The following is a 15797-nucleotide window of genomic DNA, read 5'->3' as shown; positions in this document are numbered from 1 at the left end:
TCAGCGGGTGTCGGAGTCGGTGTCGCTCAGGGCGGCGCGGCCGGCCTCCAACCGGGCCACCGGGATCCGGAACGGGGAGCACGAGACGTAGTCCAGGCCCACCTCGTGGCAGAAGTGCACCGAGTCGGGGTCGCCCCCGTGCTCGCCGCAGATGCCCAGGTGCAGGTCCGGCCGCGCGGCCCGGCCCTCCTCGACGGCGATCTTGATCAGGCGGCCCACGCCCTCCCGGTCCATGGTCTCGAACGGGGAGACGCCGAAGATCCCCAGGTCCAGGTAGCGGTGGAAGAACGACGACTCCACGTCGTCCCTGGAGAAGCCCCAGGCCATCTGGGTCAGGTCGTTGGTGCCGAAGGAGAAGAACTCGGCGGCCTCGGCGATCTGGCCGGCCGTCAGGGCCGCGCGCGGGACCTCGATCATGGTGCCGATCAGCGCCTCCACGCCGACCTCGGCCAGGATCTTGGCGGCCTCCTCCCGTACCGACTCCAGCTCCTGTACGGCCGCCACCAGCGGGATCATGATCTCCGGGCGCGCGCCGGGGACTTCCTTGGCGGCCTGGGCGATCGCCCGCACCTGCATGGCGAACAGGCCGGGGATCACCAGGCCGAGGCGGACGCCGCGCAGGCCGAGCATCGGGTTCTGCTCGTGGAGGCGCTTGACGGCCGCCAGGAGCTTGCGGTCCTTCTCCGTGACGTCCGGCGATGTGGCGACCTTGACCGACAGGTCCACGATGTCGGGCAGGAACTCGTGCAGGGGCGGGTCGATCAGGCGGATGGTGACGGGATCACCCTCCATAGCCCGAAATATCCCGATGAAGTCGGACTTCTGGAGGGGCTCCAGCGCGTCCAGCGCCGCCTGACGTTCCTCGTCCGTGGAGGCCAGGACCAGGTCCTCGACCAGCTGCCGGCGCTCCCCCAGGAACATGTGCTCGGTGCGGCACAGGCCGATGCCCTGCGCGCCGAAGCGGCGGGCGCGGGCGGCGTCGTCCGGGGTGTCGGCGTTCGCCCGCACGCCGAGCCGGCGGGCGGCGTCCGCGCGCCGTATGATGCGGTCCACGGCCTTGACGAGCTCGTCGCCGGGCTCGGCGCCCTCGAAGTACTCGACCACGGCCGACGGCACCACCGGGACCTCGCCGAGGAACACCTCGCCGGTCGTGCCGTCGATGGAGATCACGTCGCCTTCCGACACGACCACCCCGTCCGGCGCCGTGAAGCTCCCGTCACGGATGTTGACGTCGAGCTCCTCCGCGCCGCACACGCACGTCTTGCCCATGCCGCGGGCCACCACCGCGGCGTGGGAGGTCTTGCCGCCGCGGCTGGTCAGGACGCCCTTGGCGGCGATCATGCCGACCAGATCGTCGGGGTTGGTCTCGCGGCGGACGAGGATGACGTCCTCGCCCTGCTCGGTCAGCTCCACGGCCCGCTCGGAGGAGAAGACGGCCTTGCCGACGGCGGCGCCCGGGGACGCGTTCATGCCCTTGGCGATCTTCTTCTTGTCGGCGCCCGCGTCGAAGCGGGGGAACATGAGCTGGGCCAGCTGGTCGCCGGTGACGCGCGTGACGGCTTCGTCGAGGGTGATGAGACCCTGGTCGACGAGCTGGGTGGCGATGCGGAACGCCGCCCCCGGGGTCCGCTTGCCGACCCGCGTCTGCAACATCCACAACTTGCCGCGCTCGATCGTGAACTCGATGTCGCACAGGTCCTTGTAGTGCGTCTCGAGCGTCTGCATGATGCCGAGGAGCTCGTCGTAGGAGTGCTTGTCGATGCGTTCGAGCTCCTCCAGCGGGATCGTGTTGCGGATGCCCGCCACCACGTCCTCGCCCTGGGCGTTCTGCAGGTAGTCGCCGTAGATTCCCTGCCGGCCCGACCCGGGGTCGCGGGTGAAGGCCACTCCGGTGCCCGAGTCGTCGCCGTAGTTGCCGAAGACCATGGCCATGATGTTGACGGCGGTGCCGAGGTCGGCGGGGATGCGTTCCTGGCGGCGGTAGAGGATGGCGCGCGGGGCGTTCCAGGAGTCGAAGACGGCCATGACGGCGAGGCGCATCTGCTCGAGGGGGTCCGCGGGGAAGTCCTTGCCGGTCTGCTCGCGCACGATCCCCTTGTACGTCTTCACGAGCCCCTGCAGCTCGCCCGCGTCCAGGTCGGTGTCCTGGCGCCTGCCCTTGAGCTCGTCGAGCGCGCGCTCGAACAGGTCGCCGTCGATGTCGAGCACGGTCTTGCCGAACATCTGGATGAGCCTGCGGTAGGAGTCCCAGGCGAAGCGCTCGTTGCCGCCGGCCTGCTTGGCCAGGCCGTGCACGGACTCGTCGTTGAGGCCGATGTTGAGGACCGTCTCCATCATGCCCGGCATGGAGAACTTCGCCCCGGACCGCACGCTCACCAGGAGCGGGTCGTCGGCCTGCCCGAGCTTCCTGCCCATCTTCTTCTCGAGCGCGTCCAGATGCCCGGCGACCTCCTGGTCCAGGCCGTCCGGCACGGCGCCGGCCGCCAGGTAGTGGCGGCACGCCTCGGTGGTGATCGTGAATCCAGGAGGAACCGGCAGCCCGAGATTGGTCATCTCCGCGAGATTCGCGCCTTTACCGCCGAGAAGATCCTTGAGATTCCTGTTGCCCTCGGTGAAATCGTAAACGTGCTTGGCCACCACAGCTCCAATCCAACGCCTCTGTCCCGGACTCTACCGGGGGAATTGATGATGAAACTGCACTCCTCTCATATAACGGTGTTTGTGCTGGTGAAGGGCCCACGACAGGTCTAATCCAATTTTATGGGTTGATCGTGCAAATTGGTTTATACCAATTGGTTTACACCAATTCTTGGGAAAGCGCGAGTGCCGCTGCAGAATCGGATCACAGCCCCGCCAGGAGGCCCCCATGGCCACTCCCACCAAGCCCAAGAGGCGCGCTCGCATCCTCGCGGGATCGGCAAAGACGGTCCGCGCCGCGTCGATCTACCTGGACGACCGGTTGCCGTTCGCGCGCTGGTGCCTGGGATCCCGCTGGCGCTGGTGCCGCTGTACGCGCTGAGTGCTGGACGGCGCACAGCGGCTCGTCCCGGGGAGGGAGATCCCGATCGGCGGGTACGTGCTCCAGCCAGGGCTGTGGGTGCCGCCGCTGATCCTGACGGTGTTCTTCGGCGTGCTGATCCTCTACCCGTTCCTGGAGCGGCGTTTCACCGGCGACGGCGACTACCACCACCTGCTGGACCGGCCGTGTTCGTGCTGCCGGTGGCGGCCTTCCTCGTCACCCGCGCCGTCTGCCGGAGGCGGTCAGCGTAGCGGGTTGTCCTCGGGCGGCACGCCGGGCACGCCGTCGCGCGGCGGGAGCCACAACACGAAGGTCGCCCCCTGCCCGAGCCGGGAGAACACCGCGACCCGGCCCCCGTGCGACTCCACGATCTGCCGGACGATCGCCAGGCCGAGGCCCGTGTGGCGGTCACGGCGGCTGGTCTCGCCGCGCCAGAACCGGTCGAACACGCGCTCCTGGTCGGCCTCTCGCAACCCCGGGCCGTCGTCCCGGACCGCCACCCACAACCAGCCGTCCGACCGGCCTGCGGCGACCCTGATCGTGCCGCCGGGGGGTGACAGGCGCACGGCGTTCGAGAGCAGGTTGGCCACCGCGCGGCGCAGCGCGTCGGAGTCGCCGGTCATCTCCAGGCCGCGCCCCAGGTCGCGGGTGATCATCAGGTCGCGGGCGGCGGCCGGGGCCGTGTACTCCTCGCACGCCTCCCCCACCACCCGGGACAGGTCGAGATCGGCGTCGGCGAACGCGCCGCCCTGCCGTCTGGCGCTGGCCAGCAGGTCCTCCACCAGCCTGGTCATGCGGGTGGTCGCGCGGTCCACGATGGCCACGGCCCTGGCCCGCTCCTCCTCGCTGGCGTCGGGGTCGGCGAGCACGGCGTCAACGTTGGCCCTGATGATGGTCAGCGGGCTGCGGAGCTCGTGCGAGGCGTCGTCGATGAGCTGGCGCTGCGCCCGGAACGCCTCCTCCAGGCGGCTGAGCATGGTGTCGATGGTGTCGGCCAGGTCTTTCAGCTCGTCGCGCGGCCCGTTGAGGTTGATGCGCCGCTTGAGGTCCGTGGCCTGGATCTCCTCCGTGGTACGCGTGATCGACCGCACCGGGCGCAGCACGCGGCCGGACAGCACCCATCCGATGCCCAGGCTGGCGACGTAGAGGCCGGCCAGCGTGTAGAGCGAGTAGTCGCGCAACGTGGCCATCGTCCGGACGTTGATGGCGTTCTCCACCTCCTCGACGAAGACCACCTCCCGCTTGCCGACGTACTGTCCGCCGTTGTACGCCTTGGCGTACTCGGTGGTGTACGGGCGCTGCTCGGTGGTCTTGGAGACCGCGAAGTAGATGGCGCCGAGCACCAGCGTGGCCAGAACGAACAGCAGGCCCGAGTAGAGCACGGTGAGCCGGAAGCGGATGGTGTGGATCATGTCGGCTCCTTGAGCCGGTAGCCCCGGCTGATCACGGTCTCGATCAGGCCGTCCTCCTGCAGCTTGCGGCGCAGGTTGCCGACCGTGACGCGCACGGTGTTGGTGAAGGGGTCGGCGTGCTCGTCCCAGACGTGTTCGAGCAGTTCCTCGCTGGACACGACGTGGCCGGGCCTGGTCATGAGGTAGTGCAGCACGCCGTACTCCTTGGGGGTGAGCGCCAGCGACCGGCCGTCCAGCGTGACCTCCAACCGCGCCGTGTCGATCCTCAACCCGCCCACCTGGATGACCGACGTGCCGCCGCTGGAGTCCCTGCGCAGCAGCGCCCGCACCCTGGCCAGCAGCTCGGGGAAGGCGAACGGCTTGACCACGTAGTCGTCGGCGCCCTCGTCGAGCCCGCGCACGCGGTCGTCCAGCCGGTCGCGTGCGGTGACCATGATGATCCGCACGCCCTTTCCGGCCGCGCGCACCGTGCGGCACAGCTGAAAGCCGTCGCCGCCGGGCAGGTTGAGGTCGAGCAACACCAGGTCGTACGTGTTGACCTGCAACTTCTCGTGCGCGGCCGGCGCGTCGTAGGCCACGTCCACGGCGTATCCGGCGCGGACGAGGCCCACGCGCAACGCGTCGACCAGGTCTTCTTCGTCCTCCACCACAAGCAGTCGCATGCCCTGCACCCTAATTTCGGATGATTCGTTCTGCGATGGGGGCGGCCCGGTCGATGGGGATGGCGAAGCCGATGCCGATGTTGCCGCCGCCCCGTCCGGAGGCGATGGCGGTGTTCACGCCGACGACCTCGCCCCGGGCGTTCACCAGCGGCCCGCCCGAGTTGCCGGGGTTGATGGACGCGTCGGTCTGCACGGCCGTCCGCCGGGCGCCGCCCAGCCGCACCTCGCGGTCCAGCGCGCTGACGATGCCCGCGGTGACCGTGCCCGACAGGCCCAGCGGCGAGCCGATCGCCAGCACCTGGTCGCCCACCGCCAGGTCCGCGGACCTGCCGAGGGTGGCGGGGGCCAGGTCGCCCGGGTAGGCCACCTCCAGCACGGCCAGGTCCTCGTCGTCGTCCTCGCCGATCACCTGCGCCGGCAGCCGGCGCCCGTCGTTGAGTATCACGGTCACCTGGTCGAAGCCCTGCACCACGTGCGCGTTGGTGAGGATGTGGCCGCGATCGTCCACCACGAACCCCGAACCACCCCCGCGGCCGACCTCCACGGACACCACGCTGGGCAGCACGCGGTCCGCCGTCGCGCTGAGTCCGCTGAGGCTCGCCGAGGGGGCGGGCGCCACCCTGGGGAGGGCGGCAGCGGCGGGGGCCGGCTCGGACCCTTCGGAGAGCCGGGCCCCCGCCACGCCCGCCGCCGCCCCGGTGACCGCCGCGACGAGCGCGGCGGTCACCAGCAGGCGTCCCCTGGGCGGGGCTTTGGGTCTCGCCGGGGCCGTCCTCGGCCCCTGGGGAACGACGACGCCGGGCGCGGCGGCCACTTCGGGGCTGTCCCGCATCGACAGGGTGACGAACTCCGGCCCGCGCGGGCTGCCCAGCCCCCTCACGGGAGCCTCGAGAACCACAGCATCGACGTCACCGCCGCGATCAACGCGAAGATCAGGCCCGCCGCCACGAACCACTGCCATACCTCCTGACGCTCGGTCCGGTAGCCGACCGAGGTTCCGATGTCGTCGTAGACCGCCTGCAGTTCGTCGCCGCTCGCCGCCTCGTAGAAGCCGCCGCCCGCCGCCTGCGCCAGGTCACGCAGCGCCGGGCCGTCCACCGGCACCGGCACCTCGCGGCCGGAGAGGTTGATGGTGCCGTCGGGCGTGCCGTAGGCGATCGTGGTGACGGGGACGCCCCGGTTGGCCGCCTCCGTCGCGGCGTCGGTGACCGTGCGGCCGGTGGTGTTGGAGCCGTCGGACAGCAGCACGATGTGCGCGGGCGGCGCCTCCTCCGCCGAGTCCAGCGAGGCGATGGCCTCCAGCGAGGAGTAGACCGCATCGCCGATCGCGGTGCCGGAGTCCATGCTGAGCCGGTCGAGCGCCGTCAGCACCGCCTGCCGGTCCGTGGTGGGCGGCACGGCGATCGAGGCATTCGACGAGAACGGCACCAGGCCCAGGTTGAACCGCTCCGGCAGGCCTTGGACGAACTGCCTGGCCGCCTGCTTGGCCGCCTCGAAGCGGTTCGGGGAGACGTCGGTGGCGCCCATCGACGCGGACACGTCGAACGCCACCATGATCGTCGCCCGTTCCCTGGGCACCGTGACCTCGGCCTGAGGCCGGGCGAACCCCACCACGAGCAGGGCGAACATGAGCAGCAGCGCCGCCGCCGGCACGTGCCGCCGCCAGCCCGGCCGTCTCGGCGCCACCTTGTCGAGCAGGTCGAGGTTGGTGAAGCGGACGGCGTACGCGGTGCGCCGCAGCTGCACGATCACGTAGGTGACGGCGAGCAGGGCCACCGGAATGAGCAGCAACAACCAGATGGGCGCGAGCAACGTCACGCCACATCACCTCCCTCGGGCGGGCGGCCCGTCCCCGGAGCCGCCGGGCGGCCGGGGAAGACCGGGGTGGCGGCCAGCGCCGCCAGGCGGCGCTGTCTCATGACATGCTTGACCAGGTCGCGCACCCAGTCCCGGTCGGTACGCAGCCGCAGGTGAGTGGCTCCGGCCCGGCGCATCGCCTGCGCGATGGCATCGCGCTGCCCGGCCGCGGCCTCCGCATACCTGCGCCGCAGCCGCGCGCTGGAGGTGGCGACCTCGCGCCGCCGCCCGGTCTCCGGGTCGATCAGCGTCAGGATCCCCACGTTCGGCAGGGCCAGCTCGCGCGGGTCGAGCACCTCCACCGCCAGCACCTGGTGCCGGGCGGTGAGCTTGCGCAGCGGCAGCTCCCACGTCTCCGGCGCGTCCAGGAAGTCGGACACCACGACCATGAGGCCGCGGCGGCGCACCACCCGGCCCAGTTGCTCGGCCGCCACACCGAGCAGCGGCTCGGCCACCCCCGGCGGGGTGCGGGGCAGTCCGAACGCCGCCTGCAGCAACGCCATCAGATGCGGCCGGCCCGTCCTGGCGGGCAGCGTCCTGACGCCGCCGCCGTGCAACATGTGGGTGCCGATGCGGTTGCCGGTCCGCTGGGTGAGGAAGCCGACCGCGGCCAGCGCGGACAGGGCCAGTTCCCGCTTCTCCATCGCCGCGGTGCCGAAGTCCATGCTGGCGGTGGCGTCGAGCAGGGCCCAGATCTCCAGCTCCCGGTCGGCGACCAGATCGCGCACGTGGGGCTCGTTGGTACGGGCGGTGACGTTCCAGTCCATCCGCCGCACGTCGTCCCCCGCCTGGTAGGGCCTGGTCTCGGCCGGCTCCGTCCCCGGGCCTGGCAGCAGCCCCAGGTGTTCGCCCTGGAGCAGTCCATCCAGCCTCCTGGTGATCGTCAGCTCGAGCCTGCGCAGTGCGGGCTCGGCAATCAGGTAGGGCTTCATGCCACCGCTTCCTGTGGCCGGGTCTCCTGCTGCGGGGCGATGACCGGCAGCGGCACCGCACCCAGCACCCGGTCCACGATCTCCCACGGCGCCACCCCGTCGGCCAGCGCGTCGAAGGAGAGCACCAGCCGGTGCGCCATGACGTCGTGCGCCAGGTCCCGTACGTCCTCCGGCAGCACGTAGTCGCGCCCCCGCATGAGCGCCAGCCCCCGGCCGGCGGCCAGCAGGCCGAGCGTGGCCCTGGGGCTCGCGCCGAACGCCAGCAGCCGCCGCACGTCCTGCACCCCGTACCTGTCGGGGTCGCGGGTGGCGTAGACGAGGCGGACGGCGTACTCGGCGACCGCGTGATGCACGAAGACCTCCTCGGCCCGCCGCTGCAGCGCGATGACCTGAGCAGGGTCAAGGATCTGCTGAGGCGTGGGCGGGTCCACGCTCATGCGGTAGACGATCGCCAGCTCCTCCGACTCGCTGGGATAGTCCACGTCGATCTTCATGAGGAAGCGGTCGCGCTGCGCCTCCGGCAGGTGGTAGACGCCCTCGGACTCGATCGGGTTCTGCGTGGCCAGCACCAGGAACGGCGTCGGCACGTCATGGGTGACGCCGCCGATGCTGACCTGCCGCTCGGCCATGATCTCCAGCAGGGCCGACTGCACCTTCGCGGGCGCCCTGTTGATCTCGTCGGCGAGCAGCATGTTGGCCATGACGGGGCCCAGCTCGATGTCGAAGCTCTCGGCCGACGGCCGGTAGATCCTGGTGCCGACGATGTCGGACGGCACCAGGTCGGGCGTGAACTGGATCCGCGCGAACGTGCCACCGACCACGGTCGCCAGGGTCTCGGCGGCGAGCGTCTTGGCGATGCCCGGCACGCCTTCGAGCAGGCAGTGCCCCTTGGCGAGCACCGCCACGAGCAACCGCTCGACCATGTGATCCTGCCCGACGATCACCCGCTTGACCTCGAACAGCGCCCTTTCCAGCAGAGCGGGATCAGTCACGGCTGCACCACCTTCTCCGCGCAGTCGTCCACGATCATCCGTAGCTCCAGGGCGGCGCTCGGCTCGGGTTCGGCGAAGGCGGCGCTCCCCGTCATGAGCGCCGCACCGGCGGCCAGCAGCACAACAGCGAAACGTGATGTACGCATGGATTCCCTCGTCCCTCGTATGGGCCTCATATCGGGCTTGGGAGCCATGTCATCAAGTGACTGCGAAAACCGGCGTAACCCTCGCCTTTACACGGTTTTTCGGTGAATGGCGGTAGACCTCCGGCATGACGCCCATTCAGCGTTATCTCGCAGAAGAAGTCGCCCTCGATCACGTGGACGGCCTCATCCCCCGCCGGGAGGCGCTGCGCCGGCTCGCGCTGCTGGGCCTGGGCCTCCCCGCCGCCACCGCCCTCCTGGCCGCCTGCGGCGCACCCGAGGCGCCCGCCAGGCCCACCACCGGAGCGGCGACCTCCCCGGCCCCCGCCACCACGACGGCGAGCCCGGCCGGCCCTCCGCCGCTGCCGACGGAGGCGGTCACGTTCGCCGGGCCCGAAGGCACGACGTTGCAGGCCGCGTGGGCGGCCGCCGAAGGGGACGCCAAGGGGGCGGTCCTGGTGATCCACGAGAACCGCGGCCTCACCGACCACATCCGCTCGGTCGCCGGCCGCCTGGCCGCGAGTGGCTACTCGGCCCTGGCCCTCGACCTGCTGTCCCGGGAGGGCGGCACCGCGTCATTCACCGACACCGCGCAGGCCACCGCCAAGCTCGGCGAGATCCCGCCGGAGCGCTTCGTGGCCGACATGAAGGCCGCCGTGGGCGAGCTCGATCGGCGTGCCGAAGGGGCGAAGCTCGGCATGATGGGCTTCTGCTTCGGCGGCGGAATGACGTGGTTGCTCCTCGCGTCAGCCGAGCCCCGCCTGTCCGCCGCCGCCCCCTTCTACGGCCCGCTCCCGGACAACGCCGACATGACCGGCACCAAGGCCGCCGTCCTCGGGGTATACGCCGAACAGGACGAGCGCATCAACGCCACCAGGGACGCCGCCAAAGCGGCCCTGGAGAAGGCGGGGCTGACCCACGACATCGTGACGTTCCCCGGCGTCGGCCACGCCTTCTTCAACGACACGGGCCGGCGCTACAACGCCCAGGCAGCGGCCCAGGCATACGAACGCGTCCTGGCCTGGTTCGACCGCCATCTGTCCTGACGCGAACGGCCAGGTGGAGCCACGGAGTCGGCCAAGCCTGCGCGCGTCACGGCGGCGCGCCGGTGAGGCGGAGGAGCGTCCCCCTGGAGGGCCATCAGCCGAAGTGCGGCGGGAGGAGCCCACGTGGCTTGCCGTAAAGGATGGTCTGGCCTTTGACGAAAAACGGCCGCCCGCCGAAGGAACGGCGAGCGGCCGAACACGACCAAAAGAAATCAGTCGTTCAGGTGCTGGCGCAGGTAGGACTCGACGGCGTCGATGGAGATGCGCTCCTGGGCCATGCTGTCGCGCTCGCGGATGGTCACCGCCTGGTCCTGAAGCGTGTCGAAGTCGACCGTGATGCAGAACGGCGTGCCGATCTCGTCCTGGCGCCGGTAGCGGCGGCCGATCGCGCCCGCGTCGTCGAACTCGACGTTCCACCGGCGGCGCAGCTGCGCGGCCAGGTCGCGAGCCTTCGGCGACAGGTCGGCGTTGCGCGACAGCGGCAGCACCGCGGCCTTGACCGGGGCGAGCCGGTGGTCGAGCCGCATGACCGTGCGCTTCTCCATCTGGCCCTTGGCGTTGGGCGCCTCGTCCTCGCTGTAGGCGTCCAGCAGGAACGTCAGCGTGGCCCGGTCGACACCGGCCGCGGGCTCGATGACGTAGGGGACGTAGCGCTCCCCGGTGTCCTGCTCGAAGAAGCTGAGGTCGACGCCCGACGCCTTGGAGTGGGCGGTCAGGTCGAAGTCGGTGCGGTTGGCGATGCCTTCGAGCTCACCCCACTCCGAACCGGCGAAGTTGAACCGGTATTCGACGTCGACGGTGCGCTTGGAGTAGTGGGACAACTTTTCCTTGGGGTGCTCGTAGAGCCGGAGGTTGTCCTTGTTGATGCCGAGGTCGGAATACCAGCGGAAGCGCTCGTCGATCCAGTATTGGTGCCACTCCTCGTCCGTGCCCGGCTTGACGAAGAACTCCATCTCCATCTGCTCGAACTCGCGGGTGCGGAAGATGAAGTTGCCCGGCGTGATCTCGTTGCGGAACGACTTGCCGATCTGGCCGATGCCGAACGGGATCTTCTTGCGCGCGGACTGCTGCACGTTGAGGTAGTTGATGAAGATGCCCTGCGCGGTCTCGGGGCGCAGGAAGGCCAGGCCCGACTCGTCCTCGACCGGGCCGAGGAACGTCTTGAGCAGGCCGCTGAACTGCCGCGGCTCGGTGAAGGTGCCCTTGTTGCCGCAGTTGGGGCAGGTGATGTCGGCCAGGCCGCCCTCGGGCGTCTTGCCGTTCTTCTCCTCGTACGCCTCGATGAGGTGATCGGCGCGGAACCGCTTGTGGCAGGACAGGCACTCGGTCAGCGGGTCGGTGAAGGTGTCGACGTGACCGCTGGCCCGCCACACCTCGGGCGCCAGGATGACGCAGGAGTCGAGGCCGACGATGTCCTCGCGGGCCTGGACCATCGACAGCCACCACTGCCGCTTGACGTTGTTCTTCAGCTCGACGCCCAGTGGACCGTAGTCCCACGACGCGCGCAGTCCGCCGTAGATCTCGCTCGACGGGTAGACGAGCCCGCGGCGTTTGGCGAGGCTGACGATGGTGTCCATGACGTCGGTGCGTCGTGCCATTGTGGTTGGTTCTCTTTCCGGCTGGAGGTCGGCGAGTGAAATTGATGAGCTCCCAGCTTAGGGGACGCGCGCAGGTTCTCGCGCGCGAGAATAGTTCACTCGCCTTGTGCATCCAGAATGTAGACGTCCTCGAACGCGCTGGGCTCATTGACCATGAGGATCATCAGCGGATACATCACCATCCGCGCGGCGGACAGCGCCCTGCGGTAGAAGCCGGCCCCCTCCCACTCGGTGACCAGCGCCCACAGATTGGGCTCGTCGACCGACCTGGCCAGCCGGCCACGCCGGTAGCCGGGTTGGCCGGCGAACGTGTCCAGGATGGTGTGGCCCTGTTTGACGAAGTCTTGGGACTGGGACTCTGGAACGGTGTATCTGATCACAGCGAGCACGCGACCAGCCTAGAGGCGAAGCAGGCCCGCCATGGGTCGCCGGGCGAGGTGTCCTGTGACATCGAAGCCGTGTCCTGTGACGGCGAAGCCGTTCGTGACCGCGCCGCGGTCCCGTAGGCTCGGGGCGTGGCTGCGAACAACAAGCGCCCGCTCCCCCAGGGGGAGCGGTTCTTCACGCCGGGCGCGACCGGCCTGCGCAAGGCCGTCGAGCAGCGGAGCGCGGCGCCGATGACCTACCTGTTCACGCAGGTGCCCCGGTGGGTGCCCCCCGTGCTGCTGGTGGTCCTGCTGCTGGTCGGGTTCGCCGTGACCAATCCGCTGGGCGGAGTGGCGGCGCTGGTCGTGCTGGCGTTCGTGGTGTGGCTGGCGTACCTGTCGTGGCCGTCGTTGCGCGTCAGCGGGAAGGTGTTGCGGGTCGCCATGATGACCTTTCTGGTGTTGCTCGCGGCGACCCGCTTCGGCCTTATTTAGGGCAGCAGGGTGTAGTGGGGGAAGTTGCCCGGGAGGCGTTCGCCGTCCGGGCCCGTGGTCACGGCCCTGACCAGGAGGTCGCCGCCGACGAAGGCGCCGCGCCAGGAGGCGCCGAGGCCGCCGAAGAGCTCCTCGCGGTCGCCTCGTGAGCGTGGCCGGTTGTGGCCGACCTTGAAGGCGCGCACTTCGGGGGCCAGCCGGTCGAAGGTCTCCTCCTCGTCGCAGGACAGGGTGGCGACGAGGGCGCCGTTGCTGGCGTTCATGGCGGCCAGCAGCTCCGCTTCCGTGTCCACCAGCACGATCGTGTCGACCGGGCCGAAGGGCTCGGCGTGGTGGAGGGGGGAAGAGGGCGGCGGGTTGAGAAGGGCCGTCGGGGCGAAGTAGGCCGAAATATCCTGCCCCGGCAGGAAATGTCCGGCGGCCAGCGACGCCCGGTGCACCGGCACGCCGCCCCGCGCGATGGCCTCGTCCACCTGGTCGGCCAGTTCCTTGGCCTTCGAGGCGTTGATCAGCGGGCCGAAGTCCAGTTCAGGCAGCGGGTCGTCCGGGTCCGCGACCGCGAGCGGGTGCCCGAAGCGGAGCGATCCGACCGCCGCCAAGTAGGCCCGCAGGAACTCGTGGAACAACGATCGCTGCACCACGAACCGCGGGTAGGCCGTGCAACGCTGCTTGGCGTAGTCGAACGAGGCCCGGATCTGCCGGGTGAGCAGGTCCCAGTCGCCGTACTCCCACACGCCCCAGCAGTTGAGCCCCTCCTGCTCCAGCACATGCCGCCGCCCGTGGTCGGCCACGGACGTGGCGACCTTCGCGCCGGCGCTCCTGCCGCCCACGAACGACACACATCCGAGCGAGCGTCCCGCCACCAGCACCGGCGACAACTCCGAGCCGCCCCCGCTGACCAGCGTGAACGGCAGCCCTTCCCGCACGGCGAGCGCGCAGGCCAGCGTGAGGCAGCACAGACCGCCGTCCGTGGGGGTCTTGGCGACGACCGCGTTGCCGGCCAGCGCCTGCACGAGCATGGCGTGCATGAGCACGCTCATCGGGTAGTTCCAGCTGGCGATGTTGCTGACCGGCCCGGGCAGCGGCATGCGACCGGCGACCATACGGTCGATCTCCGCCACATACCACCGGACCCCGTCCAGGCAGCGGTCCACGTCGGCGCAGGCCGTCTTCCACGGTTTGCCGATCTCCCAGACCAGCAGCAGGGCCAGCAGGTCGCGATGGGCCGCCATGGATTCGACGGCGGCCGAGACCATGGCCTTGCGCTCGGCGAGCGGCAGGTGCCGCCAGCGCAGGTGCTCCTCGACGGCGCCCGACACCGCCCGGCCGGCGCCGGCTCGGTCGAGCCTCGGCAGACCGGCGATGGCGGTGCCGTCCAGGGGCGAGAAGCCCGGCACCGGGCGTCCGTCGCGGTGCCAGATGCCGCCCCAGTGGTTGAGCACCCTGTCGTCGTGGAACGCCTCCGGCGCGACCGAGCAGCAGCGGTCGTAAGCGTCGGGCCAGGCCGTACCCGGCTTGAGCCGCATGTGCGTCCTCCTCAGTCGGACCAGTCGGCGGTGATGAGCTCGGGCAGCGGCTCGAACTCCTTGATCGCTTCCAGCGAGGGCCCCATGGCGGCGTTGGCCTCGCGCTCGACCATCACCTCCACCAGGACCGGCAGCCGCTCGCGCGCCGCCTCGGCCGACGCCCAGGCCAGCGCGTCCCGCAGGTCCCCGGGCACCTCCACCCGGCGGGCCGGGCACCCGAACGCCTCCATGGCCTTGACGTGGTCGATGCCGCCCTCGCCGTAGTGCAGGTCCACGGCGTAGTTCATGCCGTACGGGAGCTCGGCCTGCCTGATCAGCCCCAGGTACTCGTTGTTGATCATGACGATGACGAACGGGATGCGGTACTGGGCCGCGACCGCCACCTCCTCCATGAGGAACTGGAAGGAGTAGTCCCCCACGACGGCCACGACCTGCCGCTCGGGATGGGCGCACTTGACGCCCATGGCGGCCGGCACCTCCCAGCCCAGCGGCCCGGCCTGCCCGCACACCAGGTAGCGGCGCGGCAGGTAGGTCGTCTGGAACTGGCCGGACCAGATCTGGTAGAGCCCGATCGCGGTGACGAACGTCGTGTCCCGGTCGAAGAACTCGTTGATCTCCTTGAACACCCGTGGCGGCTTGATCGGCACGTCGTCGAAGTCGTCGCGCCGCCCCATCGTGCGGCGCAGCTCGGCGACCTTGCGCACCCACGTGCCCGGATCCTTCCTGCCGGTACGGCGGCGTGCCTGCTCCAGCAACTCCGCCAGCACCGGCTGGGCGTGCCCGACGATCCCCAGGTCGGGCTCGAAGACCCGGCCGATCTGCATGGGCTCGATGTCCACGTGGATGAACTTCCGTCCCCTGCGGTAGACGTCCAGGTCACCGGTGTGCCGGTCCCCGAAGCGCGCCCCCACGGCCAGGACCAGGTCGCTCTCCAGGAACGCGGCGTTGCCCCACCGCGTCTGGGTCTGGATGCCCGCCATGCCGGCGAACAGCGGGTGGTCCTCCGGGAAGGCGCCCTTGCCCATGAGCGTCACCTGCACCGGCACCTGCAGGTGCTCGGCCAGCGCGCGCAGTTCCTCGGTCGCGTCCGCGATGATCACCCCGCCGCCGGCCAGGATGATCGGCCGCCTGGCCGCCGACAACATGTCCACCGCCGCGCTCACCGCCCTGGGCAGCGGCCGGGGCACCTCGACGGGCAGCGGCGCGTCCAGGTCCCGGTCGTACAGGCAGGTGCCGCGCTGCACGTCGATCGGCAGGTCGATGAGCACGGGCCCGGGCCGCCCGGACCGCGCGATCCTGAACGCCTCCCTGAACACCCAGGGCGCCTGGGCGGGCTCCTTGAGCTGCACCGCCCATTTGGTCACCGGCCGTGCGATCTCCACGATGTCGACCGCCTGGAACGCCTCCTGGTGCAGCTTGGAGGTCGCGGCCTGGCCGGTGACGCAGATCATGGGGATCGAGTCGGCCATGGCGGTGTAGAGGCCGGTGATCATGTTGGTGCCGGCGGGGCCGGACGTGCCGATGCAGACGCCGACGTTCCCCGTCACCCTGGCCCAGCCGTCGGCGGCGTGGGTGCCGCCCTCCTCGTGGCGTACCGTGATGTGGCGGATCGAGCTGTGCTGGAGCGCGGCGTAGAGCGGCAGGATGGCCGCCCCGGGGATGCCGAAGACGGTGTCCACCCCCTCCGACTCCAGCACCGCCACCACGGCCTCCATGCAAGGAATGCGCCTTCCACGAGCTCCTTCGTCGC

The 15797-nt window shown here is 70.3% G+C and carries 14 protein-coding genes; 2 read left to right on the top strand and 12 right to left on the bottom strand.

Going from position 1 to position 15797, the window contains the following annotated elements; translation table 11 throughout:
- The 8 genes from ppdK to EDD27_RS53860 all read right to left on the bottom strand — a co-directional run bounded on the left by ppdK (nt 1) and on the right by EDD27_RS53860 (nt 9020).
- Complete coding sequence (ppdK, locus tag EDD27_RS02955) at nt 1–2637, bottom strand: pyruvate, phosphate dikinase (RefSeq protein ID WP_127930953.1); 2637 nt, start codon at nt 2635–2637, stop codon at nt 1–3.
- Nucleotides 2638–3261: 624 nt separating this feature from the next.
- Nucleotides 3262–4431 (bottom strand): HAMP domain-containing sensor histidine kinase, encoded by a 1170-nt coding sequence (locus EDD27_RS02950; RefSeq protein ID WP_127930952.1) that lies wholly within the window; start codon nt 4429–4431, stop codon nt 3262–3264.
- A complete protein-coding gene (locus tag EDD27_RS02945) occupies nt 4428–5093 on the bottom strand; it encodes a response regulator transcription factor (protein ID WP_164903445.1) in 666 nt (221 codons plus the stop codon). Before EDD27_RS02945 ends, EDD27_RS02950 begins: the two co-directional genes overlap by 4 nt.
- Nucleotides 5094–5103: 10 nt before the next feature.
- Nucleotides 5104–5973 carry a S1C family serine protease gene (locus EDD27_RS02940; protein WP_206641202.1) on the bottom strand — a complete coding sequence of 290 codons (870 nt, stop codon included), beginning with the start codon at nt 5971–5973 and terminating at the stop codon, nt 5104–5106.
- Nucleotides 5970–6911, bottom strand: coding sequence for a VWA domain-containing protein (locus EDD27_RS02935; RefSeq protein WP_127930951.1), 942 nt, complete (start codon nt 6909–6911; stop codon nt 5970–5972). Before EDD27_RS02935 ends, EDD27_RS02940 begins: the two co-directional genes overlap by 4 nt.
- Entirely contained in the window at nt 6908–7882 is a 975-nt protein-coding gene (locus EDD27_RS02930; protein ID WP_127930950.1) for a DUF58 domain-containing protein, read from the bottom strand. Before EDD27_RS02930 ends, EDD27_RS02935 begins: the two co-directional genes overlap by 4 nt.
- Nucleotides 7879–8874 carry an AAA family ATPase gene (locus EDD27_RS02925; protein WP_241563833.1) on the bottom strand — a complete coding sequence of 332 codons (996 nt, stop codon included), beginning with the start codon at nt 8872–8874 and terminating at the stop codon, nt 7879–7881. The genes EDD27_RS02930 and EDD27_RS02925 overlap by 4 nt, the downstream gene beginning before the upstream one ends.
- Nucleotides 8871–9020 (bottom strand): hypothetical protein, encoded by a 150-nt coding sequence (locus EDD27_RS53860; RefSeq protein ID WP_164903444.1) that lies wholly within the window; start codon nt 9018–9020, stop codon nt 8871–8873. The genes EDD27_RS02925 and EDD27_RS53860 overlap by 4 nt, the downstream gene beginning before the upstream one ends.
- Nucleotides 9021–9145: 125 nt before the next feature.
- Between EDD27_RS53860 and EDD27_RS02920 the strand changes: the two genes are divergently transcribed.
- The gene (locus EDD27_RS02920; RefSeq protein ID WP_127930949.1) at nt 9146–10063 is read left to right on the top strand and encodes a dienelactone hydrolase family protein; all 918 of its coding nucleotides are present in this window, start codon (nt 9146–9148) and stop codon (nt 10061–10063) included.
- Between the two features lie 212 nt (nt 10064–10275).
- Here EDD27_RS02920 and EDD27_RS02915 read toward each other — a convergent pair whose 3' ends face one another.
- Both EDD27_RS02915 and EDD27_RS02910 read right to left on the bottom strand, forming a co-directional pair.
- Nucleotides 10276–11661, bottom strand: coding sequence for a glycine--tRNA ligase (locus tag EDD27_RS02915; protein WP_206641201.1), 1386 nt, complete (start codon nt 11659–11661; stop codon nt 10276–10278).
- 95 nt (nt 11662–11756) lie between these two features.
- Entirely contained in the window at nt 11757–12050 is a 294-nt protein-coding gene (locus tag EDD27_RS02910; protein WP_127930948.1) for an antibiotic biosynthesis monooxygenase family protein, read from the bottom strand.
- A gap of 126 nt (nt 12051–12176) precedes the next feature.
- On the opposite strand from EDD27_RS02910, the gene EDD27_RS02905 reads away from it, so the two are divergent.
- The gene (locus EDD27_RS02905) at nt 12177–12521 is read left to right on the top strand and encodes a DUF6703 family protein (protein ID WP_127930947.1); all 345 of its coding nucleotides are present in this window, start codon (nt 12177–12179) and stop codon (nt 12519–12521) included.
- Here the strand turns inward: EDD27_RS02905 and EDD27_RS02900 are convergent.
- Nucleotides 12518–14047, bottom strand: coding sequence for an aldehyde dehydrogenase family protein (locus EDD27_RS02900; protein WP_127930946.1), 1530 nt, complete (start codon nt 14045–14047; stop codon nt 12518–12520). The genes EDD27_RS02905 and EDD27_RS02900 overlap by 4 nt on opposite strands.
- 11 nt (nt 14048–14058) lie before the next feature.
- Nucleotides 14059–15762: a glyoxylate carboligase gene (gene gcl / locus EDD27_RS02895; RefSeq protein WP_127930945.1), complete on the bottom strand. Its 1704-nt coding sequence runs from the start codon at nt 15760–15762 to the stop codon at nt 14059–14061.
- Between the last annotated feature and the right edge of the window lie 35 nt (nt 15763–15797).

Source organism: Nonomuraea polychroma, from assembly GCF_004011505.1.
Lineage (GTDB): Bacteria > Actinomycetota > Actinomycetes > Streptosporangiales > Streptosporangiaceae > Nonomuraea > Nonomuraea polychroma.
Note: the sequence above shows the minus strand (reverse complement) of the source record. Positions and strands in the feature narration are given on the sequence as shown.

Excerpts from the sequence above, each read along its gene's own strand:
- EDD27_RS02920 (WP_127930949.1), top strand. The coding sequence starts at position 9,146 with ATGACGCCCATTCAGCGTTATCTCGCAGAAGAAGTCGCCCTCGATCAC.
- gcl (WP_127930945.1), bottom strand. The coding sequence starts at position 15,762 with ATGGAGGCCGTGGTGGCGGTGCTGGAGTCGGAGGGGGTGGACACCGTC.
- EDD27_RS02930 (WP_127930950.1), bottom strand. The coding sequence starts at position 7,882 with ATGAAGCCCTACCTGATTGCCGAGCCCGCACTGCGCAGGCTCGAGCTG.
- EDD27_RS02915 (WP_206641201.1), bottom strand. The coding sequence starts at position 11,661 with ATGGCACGACGCACCGACGTCATGGACACCATCGTCAGCCTCGCCAAA.
- EDD27_RS02945 (WP_164903445.1), bottom strand. The coding sequence starts at position 5,093 with ATGCGACTGCTTGTGGTGGAGGACGAAGAAGACCTGGTCGACGCGTTG.
- EDD27_RS02950 (WP_127930952.1), bottom strand. The coding sequence starts at position 4,431 with ATGATCCACACCATCCGCTTCCGGCTCACCGTGCTCTACTCGGGCCTG.
- EDD27_RS02900 (WP_127930946.1), bottom strand. The coding sequence starts at position 14,047 with ATGCGGCTCAAGCCGGGTACGGCCTGGCCCGACGCTTACGACCGCTGC.
- EDD27_RS53860 (WP_164903444.1), bottom strand. The coding sequence starts at position 9,020 with ATGCGTACATCACGTTTCGCTGTTGTGCTGCTGGCCGCCGGTGCGGCG.